Genomic DNA, 15860 nt, shown 5'->3' on the forward strand with positions numbered 1-15860 from the left:
GCTTGCGAATGGCTTCCGCGTGAGTCCTCCCCCTAACCCCCTCCATGAGGGGGACAAACAACATCTTGTGAATGGACTTTCTCTCCTTCTTACTTCTTGCTTTCTAACTCCTTTTGCTTCCGCGTGAGTCCTCCCCCTAACCCCCTCCATGAGCCTGCCTGCCGGCAAGGCAGGGGGGACAAACAACAGTTCACAAATGGAACGTTTCCCATCTGCCATCTGCCATCTTACATCTTACATTGGATATTACGCCTGCGCGGTAGGTCCGCCAAAGGAGAGAGGAATTGCACCCGGAGGCACTTCGGTATCCTTAATATTGCCATGAACCGCTTCATACTTTGAGATATTATCTTTCAGCGCTTTCATCAGGCGTTTTGCATGCTGCGGAGTAAGAATGATGCGCGCTTTCACTTTCGCCTTGGGCACGCCCGGCATCACCTTAATAAAATCAAGCGCAAACTCAGAGTGGGAGTGAGTGATGATGGCAAGGTTAGAATAAATTCCTTCCGCCACTTCTTCGCTCAGTTCAATGTTGAGTGCGTTGGGTTGATTGGTTGGGTTTTCTTTGTTGTCCATATTGAAAAATTTAGGATTAAGGATTTTGGATTAAGGATTTTAAATCCTAAATCGTAATTCCTTAATCCTTAATCTCTTTTTTATGCTTCCTGTTTCTCTGTTTCTGCGTTTTCTGTTTTCGATGCCATCAGCCGGTCGAATTCTTCTTTGGAGCCAACAATTATCTTTTCGTATTCGCGCAATCCGGTTCCTGCCGGAATCAAATGCCCGACAATGACGTTCTCTTTCAAACCGGAGAGGTCGTCCATTCTTCCTGCAATGGTTGCTTCGGAAAGAACTTTTGTTGTTTCCTGAAACGATGCCGCAGAAATGAAACTGTTTGTCTGCAGCGATGCGCGCGTGATACCTTGCAGTATCGGGCGTGCAGTTGCCAACACGCAGTCACGCGCTTCCACCACTTTCGCATCCTTGCGTTTGAGCGCTGAAATTTCATCGCGTAAATTGCGTGCTGAAACTATCATTCCTGCTTTCATGGTTTGTGAATCGCCTCCTTCGGTAATTATTTTTGCTCCGAACAAACGATCGTTTTCATCCATGAAGTCGGCTCGGTTTGCAAATTGCTTTGGAAGGAAGATGGTATCACCTGCATCATCAATTTCTACTTTGCGCATCATCTGCCTTACAATTACTTCAAAGTGCTTGTCATTTATTTTTACACCCTGAAGGCGGTAAACTTCCTGAACTTCGTTCACCAGATATTCCTGAACGGCAGTAGGTCCTTTAATGGCGAGAATATCAGCCGGAGCAGTGGAACCGTCTGTCAGTTGCTCGCCTGCTTTCACGAAATCATTTTCCTGAACAAGAATATGCTTTGAAAGCTGAACAAGATACTTTTTGATTTCCCCTGTTTTTGCTTCCACCTGCACTTCGCGGTTACCGCGTTTTATCTTTCCGAAGGTTACAATTCCGTCAATCTCAGCAACAACAGCAGGGCTGCTGGGGTTACGCGCCTCAAACAATTCTGTTACGCGCGGCAGACCACCGGTAATGTCGCCCGACTTTCCTGTAGTGCGCGGAATCTTAACAAGGATTTGTCCTGATTCAATTGCATCGCCTGCGTTCACCGAAATGTGAGCGCTTACGGGGATGTTGTATGATTTCAGTACTTCACCTTTTTTGTCAGTTACCTTGATGGTTGGGTTTTTTGTTTTGTCTTTGGTTTCTGTAATTACTTTTTCGCGGAAGCCCGTTTGTTCGTCAAACTCTTCACGGAAAGTAATTCCTTCTTCAATGTTTTCAAATTCAACTTTGCCCGGGAATTCAGAAATGATAACTGCATTGTATGGATCCCAGTCGCAGATAACGGTTCCTTTCTTCACCTTGTCGCCATTCTCAACATAGAGTTGAGCGCCATAAGGAATGTATCCGGTTGTGAGGGCTATTTTTGTGTGTGGATCAACAATTCTAAGTTCAGCTGAACGCACAATCACCACTTTCACTTTTTTACCGTCTGAATTTTTTCTGTCAACGGTTCTTAATTCATCAATCTCAACAAGACCATCGTATTTGGTTTCAATCTGTGAGGATGACATTACGCCCAGTCCGGCTACACCGCCCACGTGGAAGGTTCGGAGTGTTAACTGAGTGCCGGGTTCACCAATGGATTGTGCGGCAATAACGCCTACGGCTTCTCCCTTCTGAACCATTCTTCCGGAAGAAAGATTTCGTCCGTAACATTTTGCGCAAGCGCCTAATTTGGCTTCGCAGGTAAGCACGGAACGGATTTCAACAGATTCTATAGGGGAATTTTCAATTTCAGCAGCGTAATCTTCAGTGATTTCTTCACCGCCTTTGATAATGAGTTTTCCGGTGAGCGGATGAACTACATCTGCAAGTGTTACGCGCCCGAGTATGCGGTCATACAACGGCTCAACCACTTCTTCGTTCTTTTTCAAAGGAGTTGCCAAAAGACCGCGCAATGTTCCGCAATCTTCAACAGTGATTATAACATCCTGCGCAACGTCAACCAAACGCCTTGTGAGGTATCCTGCATCGGCTGTTTTCAGGGCAGTGTCGGCCAATCCTTTACGTGCACCGTGCGTTGAAATAAAGTATTCATGAATGGAAAGCCCTTCACGGAAGTTGGAGATAACGGGGTTCTCAATAATTTCTCCACCGCCACCGCTTGATTTGGAAGGACGCGCCATCAGTCCACGCATTCCGCTGAGCTGGCGAATCTGTTCTTTAGAACCTCTTGCGCCCGAATCCAGCATCATGTAAATGGAATTAAAGCCCTGCTTGTCGTTAGAGAGTTTATCCATTACTTTTTTAGTGAGCTTTGAATTGGTATGCGTCCAGATATCAATAACCTGATTGTAACGCTCGTTGTTGGTGATGAAACCCTGATTATAATTTTCCACCACTTCTGCCACTTCTTTATATGCTTCGGCAATTAGTTTTGGTTTGTCTTCAGAAACCATCACGTCATCCATGTTAAATGACAATCCGCCTTTGAATGCGTGCAGGTATCCGAGTTCTTTGATGTCATCAAGGAACTTGGCGGCTTTCGCTGTTCCGGCAACTTTCAAAACATCTCCGATAATATCACGCAGTATTTTTTTTGTCATGATGTCATTCAGGAAGCCCACTTCTTTCGGAGCCACCTGGTTAAACATCACTCTTCCAACAGTGGTTTCAATGATTTGCGTTACGAATTGTCCTTTTTCATTTTTCGCGTTGTCAACTTTTACTTTTATGTAAGCGTGCAAATCAACTTTGCCTTCGTTATAGGCAATGATTACTTCTTCAGGAGAGTAGAAAATGATTCCTTCTCCTTTCACTTTATGCTCTTTGCTGTTCTTTCTTCCTTTTGTCATGTAATACAATCCAAGCACCATGTCCTGTGAAGGAACGGCTACTGGAGCGCCATTGGCAGGGTTCAGAATGTTGTGAGAAGCGAGCATGAGAATTTGCGCTTCAAGAACAGCCGCATGGCTGAGCGGAACGTGCACTGCCATTTGGTCACCGTCAAAGTCGGCATTGAAGGCTGTACAAACCAGCGGATGCAATTGAATTGCTTTTCCTTCAATCAATTTTGGCTGGAATGCCTGAATGCCTAATCGGTGCAGGGTAGGAGCACGGTTGAGAAGAACGGGATGTCCTTTCATCATGTTTTCCAGAATATCCCATACAATTCCTTCTTTTCTATCTACAATTTTCTTTGCTGACTTAACTGTTTTCACCACTCCGCGCTCTAACAATTTGCGGATGATAAACGGTTTGAATAATTCCGCAGCCATATCTTTTGGAAGCCCGCACTCATGCAATTTTAATTCAGGTCCTACCACGATAACGGAACGACCGGAATAGTCAACGCGTTTTCCGAGTAAGTTCTGACGGAAGCGACCTTGTTTTCCTTTCAAAGAATCTGAAAGAGATTTCAGCGGGCGGTTTGCATCTGTTTTCACTGCGCTTGCCTTGCGTGAATTATCAAAGAGAGAGTCAACCGATTCCTGTAACATACGCTTCTCATTGCGCAGAATTACTTCAGGCGCTTTGATTTCCAAAAGGCGTTTCAAACGATTGTTGCGGATGATAACCCTGCGGTATAAATCATTCAAATCAGAAGTTGCAAAACGGCCGCCATCCAAAGGCACCAGCGGGCGAAGTTCCGGTGGAATAACAGGCAGCGTTTTAATCACTGTCCACTCCGGTTTATTTTCCACACGCTTGTTTGCCTGGCGGAATGCTTCCACTACCTGCAGTCGCTTGAGCGCTTCGTTTTTCTTCTGCTGCGAAAGTTCTGTGTTGGCGGTGTTGCGAAGTGTGTAGGATAGCGCATCAAGATCTAAACGGTTCATCAAATCAATAATCGCTTCTCCTCCCATCTTGGCAACAAATTTATTCGGGTCTTTGTCATCAAGGTGCTGATTGTCTTTCGGAAGCGAGTCAAGAACCTTGATGTATTCTTCTTCGCTGAGGAAGTCGAGGTATTTTACGGTATCGCTTGCTGCCGCGCCCGCATTTATCACCACATAACGCTCGTAATAAATAATCATCTCCAGTTTTTTAGTAGGAAGCCCAAGCAGCGCGCCAATTTTATTCGGAAGGGAGCGGAAATACCAGATATGAATGACAGGAACAACGAGGTTGATATGCCCCATGCGTTCTCTGCGAACTTTTTTTTCTGTTACCTCCACACCGCAGCGGTCGCAAACAATTCCTTTATAGCGGATGCGCTTGTATTTTCCGCAGTGGCATTCCCAATCCTTTACAGGACCAAAAATGCGTTCGCAAAACAGACCATCGCGCTCGGGCTTGTAAGTTCGGTAGTTGATTGTTTCCGGCTTTGTTACTTCACCGTGGCTCCACTCCAGAATCAGTTCCGGAGAAGCCAAAGAAATGGTAACCTTGGTGAAGTTGCTTTTGGGTTTGCTGCTTTTTTGCATATAGGTTATGTCAGTTGTTCGTTGTTAGTTGATAGTTGTTCGTCATTAATTGTTGAACAGATGCCTCATCTAAAGGAGAAGATGCCTTATCTAAAGGACAAGATGCCTCATCTAAAGGAGAAGATGCCTCATCTAAAGGACAAGATGTCACATCTTCTCCATCTATTGCCTGAATTTCATATAAAAATGCCATATCTTAATTTTTAATCCTTAATCATGCAGCGCAAGGTTCAACCCTAATCCGCGCAACTCATGCATCAATACGTTGAATGATTCAGGAATTCCGGGAATAGGGAGGTTATCTCCTTTCACAATTGCTTCGTATGTTTTTGTTCTTCCCGACACATCATCTGATTTCACAGTGAGGATTTCCTGCAGGATGTGCGCAGCGCCAAATGCTTCGAGCGCCCACACTTCCATCTCACCAAACCGTTGCCCGCCAAACTGCGCCTTACCTCCCAATGGTTGTTGTGTGATAAGTGAATAAGGTCCGATAGAACGCGCGTGCATTTTGTCATCCACCATGTGATGGAGTTTGAGAATATAAATCACGCCAACGGTTGCGGGCTGGTCAAAACGAATGCCTGATTGCCCGTCATGCAAATATGTTTTTCCATTGCGGGGCAATCCTGCCTGATCCGTGTAAGAATTTATTTCGTCAATAGAAGCTCCGTCAAAAATAGGCGTGGAGAACTTCATATCAAGTTTCTGCCCTGCCCATCCGAGCACGGTTTCGTAAATCTGCCCCAGATTCATACGCGAAGGCACGCCAAGCGGATTGAGCACCACATCAACAGGTGTTCCGTCTTCAAGGTAGGGCATATCTTCATCGCGCACAATTCTGGCAACAATGCCTTTATTACCGTGGCGCCCTGCCATTTTATCTCCTACTTTGAGTTTGCGCTTTTGTGTGATATAAACTTTTGCGAGCTGAATGATTCCGGCTGGTAATTCATCGCCCACCTGCACAGCAAATTTTCTGCGCTTGTGCTCGCCAAGGATTTCGTTGTACTTCACTCTGTAATTATGAAGAATCTCATATACCTGTTCATTCACTTCTTTGTTGGTTGTCCATTTATATGGATTAACTTCTGTGTAATCGTCAACCTTATTCAAAAGTTTTTCAGTGAACTTTGTTCCGCGGTCAATCAATTCTTCTTTCAGGTAATTGTAAACTCCCTGAGAAGATTTTCCTCCAACAAGTTTCATAAGTTTTCCTACCAGCATTAATTTCAACTCAGCAAACTTGTGGTTGAACTCCTTGTCAATCTTATCAAGCACATCTTTCTCGTCTGATTTCGCTTTTTTGTCTTTAACCAAACGGGAGAATAGTTTTGTTTCCATCACCATTCCGTAAGTGGACGAAGGCATTCTGAGTGAAGCGTCTTTCACATCTCCGGCTTTGTCGCCAAAGATGGCACGGAGAAGTTTTTCTTCGGGCGAAGGATCAGTTTCTCCCTTTGGAGTTATTTTTCCGATGAGGATATCGCCTTCTTTCACTTCGCAGCCCACGCGGATGATTCCGCGCTCGTCAAGATTTTTTGTGGCTTCTTCGCTCACGTTCGGAATATCAGAAGTGAGTTCTTCCATGCCGCGTTTTGTTTCGCGCACTTCCAGCGAATATTCATCCACATGAATGGAGGTGAAAATATCTTCGCGGACAATCCGTTCAGAAATTACAATGGCATCCTCAAAGTTATATCCTTTCCAGGGCATGAAAGCAACGGTGAGGTTTCTTCCGAGCGCAAGTTCTCCATCCTGGGTTCCGTAACCTTCGCTCAGTATTTGTCCTTTCTTCACCTTGTCTCCTAATCGGACAACAGGTCGGAGATTCACGCAAGTGCTTTGATTTGTTTTGCGGAACTTTATAATATTATATGTTCTGATATCGTCTTCGAAGCTCAACAGTTTTTCATCTTCATCACGTGTATAACGAATGGTGACTTCTTTCGCGTCAACATATTCTACCACGCCATCATATTCTGCGGTGAGGATTGAGCGCGAGTCCATTGCAACTTTTCTTTCGAGTCCTGTTCCGATAATCGGTGCCTCAGGGCGGAGAAGCGGAACTGCCTGGCGCATCATGTTAGAACCCATCAGCGCGCGGTTGGCGTCATCGTGCTCAAGAAACGGAATGAGTGAGGCAGCAATAGAAGCAATCTGGTTGGGCGCAACGTCCATCAGATTCACTTTGTCAGGATCAACAAGCGGATAGTTTCCTTCGAAACGGGTTTTTACTTTTCCTTCTTTGATTTTTCCTTTCTCGTCCATTTCGATCATGGACTGAGCAATTGCTTTTTCGTCTTCTTCTTCAGCAGTCAGATAAATAATCGGCTTGTTTAAATCAGCTCTTCCATCTGTAACTGTTCGGTATGGAGTTTCGATAAATCCAAGTTTGTTAATCTTCGCATAAACACAGAGAGAAGAAATCAAACCGATGTTCGGACCTTCTGGAGTTTCAATAGTGCAGAGGCGTCCATAGTGAGTATAGTGTACGTCACGAACCTCGAAGCCCGCGCGCTCTCTTGACAGACCTCCCGGACCAAGAGCCGATAATCTGCGCTTGTGTGTAATCTCAGCCAGCGGATTTGTCTGATCCATGAACTGAGAGAGCTGGTTTGTTCCGAAGAATGAATTGATAACTGACGAAAGTGTTTTCGCGTTAATCAAATCAATCGGTGTGAACACCTCGTTGTCGCGAACGTTCATCCGCTCGCGGATGGTACGCGCCATACGGGCAAGACCCACTCCAAACTGAGATGACAACTGCTCGCCAACTGTTCGTACTCGCCTGTTGCTCAGGTGGTCAATATCATCTACGTTTACTTTCAAATTGATAAGTTGAATCAAAAACTTGATGATTGCAACCATGTCTTCTTTTGTAAGCACGCGAACGGTTGGAGGAATTTCCAGATTCAATTTTTTGTTAAGGCGGTAACGACCTACTTCTCCTAAATCATAACGTTTGTCGGAGAAGAAGAGTCTTTCAATAACCGCTTTTGCTGTTTCTTCATCCGGTGGTTCTGCATTGCGGAGCAAGCGGTAAATATATTCTACCGCTTCTTTTTCAGAATTGGTCGGATCTTTCTGAAGCGTGTTGTAAATAATAGTGTAATCGCTGAACTCTTTGTCTTCTTTATGAAGAATAATTGTTTTCACATTGGCGTTGATAATCGTTTCAATGTGCTCTTCAGAAATAATAGTTTCGCGCTCAATTAATATTTCGTTACGCTCAATGGAAACAACTTCACCGGTATCTTCATCCACAAAATCTTCAACCCATGTTTTCAGAACACGTGCGGCTAATTTTCGTCCAACCGCTTTTTTGAGAGAAGGTTTGTTGACTGTGATTTCATCTGCGAGATTAAAGAGTTCAAGAATCTGCTTATCGTTTTCAAATCCTATCGCGCGAAGCATGGTGGTAACTGGGAGTTTTTTCTTTCTGTCAATGTACGCGTACATCACGTTATTAATGTCTGTGGCGAATTCAATCCACGCTCCTTTGAAAGGGATAACGCGGGCAGAGTAGAGGCGGCTTCCATTCGGGTGGCGGTTCTGTCCGAAGAAAACTCCGGGCGAACGATGAAGTTGTGATACAATAACACGCTCAGCACCGTTGACAATGAAACTTCCTTTCGGAGTCATGTACGGAATGGTTCCTAGATACACATCCTGAATAACTGTTTTGAAGTCTTCGTGTTCAGGATCGGTGCACGAAAGGCGGAGGCGCGCTTTCAGCGGAACATTATAGGTTAAACCTCTTTCAAGACATTCATCAATGGAATATCTTGTTGGGTCCACATAGTAATCAAGAAACTCTAACACGAAATTATTTCGTGCATCGGAGATTGGAAAGTTTTCGGAGAAAACTTTGAAGAGCCCTTCGTTTTTCCTGTTTTCAGGAGTGGTATCCACTTGCATGAATTCCTTGAAGGACTTTACCTGGATTTCGAGAAAGTCAGGATAATCAATCTGATGTTTTGAGCTGGCGAAATTTATGCGGGGGTTTTTCTTTGGTGCTGCCATAAAACGGATTTCAATTTACTGTTTACGGTTTTAAATTTGATTTTCTGAAGATAAAACCTCAGAAAAATAAATACAATATAAACACAAATGCCCCGTCCCGATTTATCGGGACGGGGTTTGCAAATATCTATAAGAACTTACTTAACTTCAACTTCTGCTCCTGCTTCGGTCAATTGTTTTTTCAATGACTCAGCATCTTCTTTCGAGATACCTTCTTTAAGAGGTTTTGGCGCAGCGTCAACAAGATCTTTTGCTTCTTTAAGTCCTAATCCTGTAAGTTCTTTTACAAGTTTTACAACTTGAAGTTTGGCTTGTCCTCCGCTTTTGAGAATAACATCAAAAGTTGTTTTTTCAGCAGCTACTGCTCCGGCAGCTACAGGTGCTGCAGCGGCAGCAGCAGGCTCAATACCATACTCGTCCTTAAGTATTTTCGCCAATTCATTTACGTCTTTTACAGTCAAGTTAACTAACTGTTCTGCAAGTTGCTTTAATTCGGCCATCGTGTGTGTGTATTATAGTTGATTTATTTATTGCTTTTCTTTCGTATTAATTTTGAGCAGGAGCAGTTTCTTCTCCTGATTTTTTATTGAGTAATCCGCCAATGATTGTTCTTATAGGAGACTGGAGCAATCCAATAATTTCTCCAATCATTTCATTCTTACTCTTGATGCCTGCAAGCGTTTCTAATTGGTTGTGTCCGATATAAACTGATTCTTCTACCCAAGCGGATTTAAGAGTTGGTTTATTTCCACCACCAATTCTAAACTCCTTCATAATCTTTGCAGGTGCATTTGCAACTGCAGAAAACATGATGGCAGTAGTTCCTTTCAATGTATCATGAAATGGTTCATAAATAGGATTGCCTGTTTTTTCCATGGCTTTGCTAAGAAGAGTATTCTTAACTACAAGAATCTTGACATCTTTTTCAAAACACATGCGTCTTAACTTGCTTGTCTTCTCCACAGTAAGTCCGGAAGTATCTGTGAGATAGAAGTGCGTGTTCTCTTTCAACATAGTGGAGAGAGAATCTATCATCTTATTTTTTTCTTGTTTGTTCATCTTTAAAATTATTAGCCGACAATTTTCGAATCAATCTTAACGCCAGGGCTCATCGTGCTGGACATTACGATACTCCTTATATATGTTCCTTTGGAAGCAGCCGGTTTTAATTTTGCAATTGTCTGAAGTAATTCGTTTGCGTTATCAGCAATTTTATCCGCATCAAACGAAACTTTTCCGATGGAAGCATGAACGATTCCCTGTTTGTCAGCTTTAAAATCAATCTTGCCTGCTTTCACTTCTTTTACCGCTTTTCCAACTTCCATGGTCACTGTTCCTGATTTTGGGTTAGGCATGAGTCCGCGGGGTCCGAGAACTTTTCCAAGCGCACCTACTTTTCCCATTACAGCGGGTGTGCAAACAATTACGTCAATGTCTGTCCATCCGTTTTTTATTTTTTCTACATATTCATCCAGTCCAACGTGATCAGCGCCTGCTGCTTTTGCTTCCGCATCTTTATCAGGAGTGCAAAGAACAAGCACGCGAACTGATTTTCCGATACCGTGAGGCATTGCCACTGTTCCGCGAACGATCTGCCCTTTTGCGGTGTCAATGCCTAAACGAACGCTGATGTCAACAGAAGCATCAAACTTGGTAGTGGTTACTTCTTTAACGATATTAGCCGCATCGCGAAGGTTATACACCTTTGTTGCATCAAACTTGTCGATAATCGCTTTTCTTTTTTTGGTCAACTTTGCCATTTTATTTTCAATTTTATTTCTTTCCTTCAACGTTGATTCCCATACTGCGCGCTTGTCCGGCTACCATGCTCATGGCAGATTCCAGCTTGAAACAATTCATGTCAACCATTTTATCTTCCGCAATTGCTTTGATCTGCGCTAAGGTAATGGTGCCCATCTTTTTTCTATTAGGTTCTCCGGAACCACTTTCAATTTTCATAGCCTCTTTTAACTGCGCTGCAACAGGAGGTCTTTTAAGGATGAACTCAAAAGTTTTATCTTTATAAACAGTAATAATCGCAGGGATCATTTTATTTCCCAGTTCTTTTGTGCGGGCATTGAACTGCTTACAGAACTCCATGATGTTAACACCCTTCGCACCGAGCGCAGGACCGATGGGAGGCGCAGGGTTTGCAGATCCTGCTTTAATTACCAGTTTTACTAATGCGCCAACTTCTTTTGCCATTGTTCAAAAAATAAATTATTGTTTTTCTACTTGCATGTAACTGAGTTCAAGTGGAGTTTTACGTCCGAAAATCTTAACAGTTACTTTTAGTTTTTTCTTTTCTTCTATTACTTCTTCAATTGTTCCGGTGAATGTGTTGAACGGGCCGTCAATTATTTTTACCGTATCACCCACATAAAACGGAATATTTATTTTTTCAGTTGTCTCAGCCAATTCATCCACTTTTCCGAGGATGCGGTTCACTTCCGAAAGGCGAAGCGGTGTGGCTTCCCCGTTTTTGCTTCCGAGAAAACCTAAAACACCAGGTACGTTTCTAATTGTATGCGGAACTTCTCCAGAAAGGGTTGCTTCTACCAGAATATATCCGGGAAAAAAATTTCTTTCTTTGCTTACCTTTTTTCCTGCGCGAATCTGAAATACTTTTTCTGTCGGAATCAAAACCTGAGAAACGAATTTGGTAAGTTTCATGCGCTTGATTTCCGCTTCAATGCTTTGCTTGATCTTTTTTTCCTTTCCGCTGATAGCGCGAACTACAAACCAACGCTTATCATCAGCAGGTTTAGGAGAATTTGTAATTTTCACTTCTTGATGTTCGGCAGTTGTTGTCATTGATTAACTAAAAAAATTATAAATCATTTCCATTATAAATTTAAAAGCAACATCCATCCCATATACAAGCAATGCAGTTATCAATGTTGCAATCATAACAATCACTGCACTGCCCTGAAGTTCTTTCCAAGCGGGCCAGGAAACTTTTGTAGCCAATTCGCTGTACGTATCATTTATATATGCTTTTACTTTATTCATCTTCCTTATTATATGCACAGGTGGAGAGGGTCGAACTCCCAGCCTGCGGTTTTGGAGACCGCTGCTCTACCAATTGAGCTACACCTGTTTCTCAGTTGGGAGTCAGTAGTCAGGAGTTTGGAGAGGTGAGATATGAAGTTTCTCCCAACTCCTAACTCCATACTCCAAACTATTTTATGATTTCAATTACTTGTCCGGCACCAACTGTTCTTCCGCCCTCGCGGATAGCAAAACGCAATCCTTTATCCATCGCAACGGGCTGAATCAATTCAACCTGAATAGTTACGTTGTCGCCAGGCATTACCATTTCGCGTCCTTCAGGAAGAGTACAGGTTCCTGTTACGTCAGTTGTTCGCATGTAAAACTGAGGACGGTAATTATTATGGAACGGAGTATGACGTCCGCCTTCTTCTTTTTTCAGAACATAAACTTCAGCTTTGAAAATAGTATGTGGAGTGATAGAGCCCGGCTTGGCAAGAACCATTCCTCTCCAAATATCTTTTTTATCTACACCGCGGAGAAGAAGTCCAGCGTTATCTCCGGCTTGTCCTGAATCAAGTTCTTTTCTGAACATTTCAACTCCGGTGATAACAGTTTTTACTTTTTCTGCACGCATTCCAACGATTTCGATTTCTTCGCCTACTTTGCAAACACCTTGTTCGATTCTGCCGGTAGCAACCGTTCCGCGACCAGTGATTGAAAAAATATCTTCAACAGGCATAAGGAATGGTTTGTCAATTATACGAACGGGCATAGGAATGTATGAGTCAACAGCATCCATGAGTTCCATAATTTTTGGAACCCATTTTGCATCTTTATTCATTGCTCCAAGAGCAGATCCCTTGATGATAGGTGTGTTTTTTCCATCGTAACCATAGAAAGTGAGCAGATCACGGATTTCGCCTTCAACAAGTTCGATAAGATCCGGATCGTCAACCATATCAACTTTATTCATGAACACAACAACTTGCGGAACACCCACCTGACGTGCAAGAAGAATATGTTCGCGGGTTTGTGGCATGGGTCCGTCAGTAGCTGCAACAACGAGAATCGCTCCGTCCATCTGCGCAGCTCCTGTAACCATGTTCTTAACATAGTCTGCGTGACCAGGGCAGTCAACGTGTGCATAGTGGCGTTTGTCAGTTGAGTATTCTACGTGCGCAGTGTTGATAGTGATACCGCGTTCTTTTTCTTCGGGAGCATTATCAATAGATGCAAAGTCGCGCACAGATGCAAGACCTTTATCTGCAAGCACCATAGTGATTGCGGCAGTGAGAGTAGTTTTTCCGTGGTCAACGTGACCGATTGTTCCGATGTTAACGTGTGGTTTGGAACGGTCGAATTTTTCTTTTGCCATAGTGAAAAGTGTTTAAAATATTAAACGGTTAATTCTGAATTAATAAATATTTTTTTAAGGGGTGCGAATATAGATATTATTTTCTCACACCCAATCAAAAAATACAATATTTTTTCCTGAAATTATCGGCTAAGGAAGGAAGCGTTCACGAGCCAAAATTCCGGAAGGATATAATCAACTTTACTGAGCCAATGACCAGGATCGAACTGGTGACCTCGTCCTTACCATGGACGTGCTCTACCAACTGAGCTACATTGGCAATTAACTCAGTTAATAGTTAATGGTTAATGGTTAATCGGGAGAACAATTAACTACTAACAGATAACAATTAACTTTTCAAAAGAACGAGAGCGGAAGACGGGACTCGAACCCGCAACATTCAGCTTGGAAGGCTGAAGCTCTACCAATTGAGCTACTTCCGCAGATTTTCTGTGGGGAGACAAGGATTTGAACCTTGGAACTCCGAAGAGGACAGATTTACAGTCTGTTGCCTTTGACCACTTGGCTATCTCCCCAACTTATGTTCCAAGTTGAAAGTTGAAAGTTTCAAGTTGACCAACATGGAACAACAAACAGAAAACAAAGAACAAAAAAGAGCCAGCGAAGGGAGTCGAACCCCCGACCTACTGATTACAAGTCAGTTGCTCTACCAACTGAGCTACGCTGGCGTATTTCATAGGGAAAACAATCATTTTTTCTCCCTACATTTTACGCATCAAAATTTTAATTTAACATACAATTTAACATACATTCAAATTTATATTATGTCAAGTATTTTATAACAAAGAACGTTTTTAAAAACAAGGGTGCGAAAGTAGAAAAATATTTTATATGTGCGTTTGCAATCAAAAGGTAATTAATTTCTTTTCCGTCTTCTCATAATCTCCAAGATATGTTCACTGTTAGCACCAATGCAAAAAGACAAACCTCATCCACAAACTGCAACTGCGGTTTCGCAGAAAGGTGGTGAAACAATTACTTGGGCATGAAATCGGCTAACCTTTTCATGCAGCATCCTGAATTACTTTTTCAATGCCAGAAAAAGTCACTTTATCTCCTTCAATCATAAAAGGTATGCGGATGCGGTCAATGTTTTCTGCAATCCAGACATCTTTCATTTTCCAATCTCTAAAATTGTCATTAGAGATGATGTAACATTTATCTGACTTAGCTTTTTTAATAAAAAACTCATCGGCTTCCGTGCGTGAAGGAGCTTCGTGAAAGATGATTTGCTTATCGGCTATCATCTTGCTTAAAATGGTTACATCGGCTGATTTTCTTTTCAGACCAGGGTCACCAATGATGATGATGTCTTTAAATTGCTGGCGATGCAATTCATCCACTACTAACTTAAGGTTGCTGCAATGGGGCTTATCATCTGCATTTTGGTTTTCTCTTTGTCTGTAATTTTCGTAAGCCACATTATTGCCGTCCACATAAATTTTCTGATTTGAAATCCTCCACACCTCAAAATATTCTCCGTCCGAATCAAAAATTCCGTATTGCTTGATTTCATTTCCTTGTGTTAAGAAAGAACGGATTTCATCTTCGGTGTTTAATTTTTTCGTGAACCAATCCGGGAAAGTGCGGGTACTGTCCTCTTTTGTGATAAACTTAAATTCTTCTTCCTTTTGATTCAGAAGTTCTTTCAATTTTTTAAGCGAAAGTTTTTTGCCGTTCTCCGCGCTCTTTAAAGCAATCATCATTACAACCTGGTCGGAACTGTACATTCCTTTTGCTGACTTTTTAAGACCGACATAATGGTCGTATTCGTATTTGCTATGTATTTTCAAATGCTTTGCTTCCTGATACTCTTTAATCTGCTCGAAGCCCATCTTAACAGCGTTGATGTAGTCCTCCGCGTAAGTAAATCCTTTGAGTTTCGCTTCGTCATAAGTTATCCTATCTGAAAATCCTAAGAAGAACGCTTTATCAAAGTCCCCGAAATCTTTAAACCCTTTTGCTGTGGCAAACTCGCATATCTTTATTGGCGTATCGTAGTCGCTCAAAATAAAATCCTGCGGTATCAACCCCTTGTTCTTTTCGCAACGCTCTTTGAACTTCTCATAAGAATCAAGGAATCCGAGTTTCTGCGCTTTGGCGTAAAGTGTTTTGTCCACAACTCCTGTCTTTTTACAATCCTGATATTCCTTGTAAGCGCTGATACCCGCTTTATGTGCGTCATAAAAACTTTCTGCATCGGGAAAGTCAGCTTTAACAGCATCCTCATAGTCCTCAAGCGATTTGAAATTATTGCTGTCAATGCGGTAAAGGACTTGGCTTTCGAGAAACAGAAATTCGGTTGGATGTTTTCCCTCTGAACTATTCTTTTCAGTTCGCAGAACAAATTTGACTTCATACTCCTGAAGCATCTTGATAAACCCTTTGATGTCTTTTACTCGTAAAGATTTGAAGTCAGGAGTATCTTCAATCTCCACATAGTTGTACCTGTTTGTGCGTGCCATAGTGATATTGTTTTTGGTTGATGTATTTTTAGTAAC

12 protein-coding genes and 5 tRNA genes are annotated in these 15860 nt (G+C 42.5%); all 17 read right to left on the bottom strand.

Translation table 11 applies throughout. The annotated features are described in order from the left end of the window. Positions 1-246: 246 nt before the first annotated feature. Positions 247-576, bottom strand: coding sequence for a DUF3467 domain-containing protein (locus HY841_13695; protein MBI4931815.1), 330 nt, complete (start codon positions 574-576; stop codon positions 247-249). Positions 577-656: 80 nt separating this feature from the next. After that, the gene (rpoC, locus tag HY841_13700) at positions 657-4973 is read right to left on the bottom strand and encodes a DNA-directed RNA polymerase subunit beta' (protein ID MBI4931816.1); all 4317 of its coding nucleotides are present in this window, start codon (positions 4971-4973) and stop codon (positions 657-659) included. A gap of 1 nt (position 4974) precedes the next feature. Beyond that, positions 4975-5157 (bottom strand): hypothetical protein, encoded by a 183-nt coding sequence (locus tag HY841_13705; GenBank protein ID MBI4931817.1) that lies wholly within the window; start codon positions 5155-5157, stop codon positions 4975-4977. Positions 5158-5174: 17 nt separating this feature from the next. Next, positions 5175-8990, bottom strand: a complete 3816-nt coding sequence (gene rpoB / locus HY841_13710; GenBank protein ID MBI4931818.1) for a DNA-directed RNA polymerase subunit beta — start codon at positions 8988-8990, stop codon at positions 5175-5177. Positions 8991-9127: 137 nt separating this feature from the next. Beyond that, positions 9128-9490: a 50S ribosomal protein L7/L12 gene (rplL, locus tag HY841_13715; GenBank protein ID MBI4931819.1), complete on the bottom strand. Its 363-nt coding sequence runs from the start codon at positions 9488-9490 to the stop codon at positions 9128-9130. A 46-nt stretch (positions 9491-9536) separates the two neighbouring features. Then, positions 9537-10049 carry a 50S ribosomal protein L10 gene (locus HY841_13720; GenBank protein MBI4931820.1) on the bottom strand — a complete coding sequence of 171 codons (513 nt, stop codon included), beginning with the start codon at positions 10047-10049 and terminating at the stop codon, positions 9537-9539. Between the two features lie 11 nt (positions 10050-10060). Further along, the gene (locus tag HY841_13725) at positions 10061-10750 is read right to left on the bottom strand and encodes a 50S ribosomal protein L1 (protein ID MBI4931821.1); all 690 of its coding nucleotides are present in this window, start codon (positions 10748-10750) and stop codon (positions 10061-10063) included. Positions 10751-10763: 13 nt separating this feature from the next. Then, entirely contained in the window at positions 10764-11195 is a 432-nt protein-coding gene (gene rplK, locus HY841_13730) for a 50S ribosomal protein L11 (GenBank protein ID MBI4931822.1), read from the bottom strand. 15 nt (positions 11196-11210) lie between these two features. Next, on the bottom strand, positions 11211-11804 hold the full coding sequence (gene nusG, locus HY841_13735) for a transcription termination/antitermination factor NusG (GenBank protein MBI4931823.1): 594 nt from the start codon (positions 11802-11804) through the stop codon (positions 11211-11213). Between the two features lie 3 nt (positions 11805-11807). Beyond that, positions 11808-12002: a preprotein translocase subunit SecE gene (gene secE, locus HY841_13740; GenBank protein MBI4931824.1), complete on the bottom strand. Its 195-nt coding sequence runs from the start codon at positions 12000-12002 to the stop codon at positions 11808-11810. A gap of 15 nt (positions 12003-12017) precedes the next feature. Continuing rightward, positions 12018-12090: transfer RNA gene (locus HY841_13745), tRNA-Trp, on the bottom strand. Between the two features lie 81 nt (positions 12091-12171). Then, the gene (gene tuf, locus HY841_13750; protein MBI4931825.1) at positions 12172-13359 is read right to left on the bottom strand and encodes an elongation factor Tu; all 1188 of its coding nucleotides are present in this window, start codon (positions 13357-13359) and stop codon (positions 12172-12174) included. Between the two features lie 186 nt (positions 13360-13545). Further along, positions 13546-13618 (bottom strand) — tRNA-Thr (locus tag HY841_13755). 90 nt (positions 13619-13708) lie between these two features. Further along, positions 13709-13781: transfer RNA gene (locus HY841_13760), tRNA-Gly, on the bottom strand. 10 nt (positions 13782-13791) lie between these two features. Beyond that, positions 13792-13874, bottom strand: a tRNA-Tyr gene (locus tag HY841_13765). An 80-nt stretch (positions 13875-13954) separates the two neighbouring features. Beyond that, positions 13955-14027 (bottom strand) — tRNA-Thr (locus tag HY841_13770). A 336-nt stretch (positions 14028-14363) separates the two neighbouring features. Next, positions 14364-15824, bottom strand: coding sequence for a hypothetical protein (locus tag HY841_13775; GenBank protein ID MBI4931826.1), 1461 nt, complete (start codon positions 15822-15824; stop codon positions 14364-14366). Between the last annotated feature and the right edge of the window lie 36 nt (positions 15825-15860).

The sequence above is a fragment of the Bacteroidota bacterium genome, assembly GCA_016213405.1.
Taxonomy (GTDB): domain Bacteria; phylum Bacteroidota; class Bacteroidia; order Palsa-948; family Palsa-948; genus Palsa-948.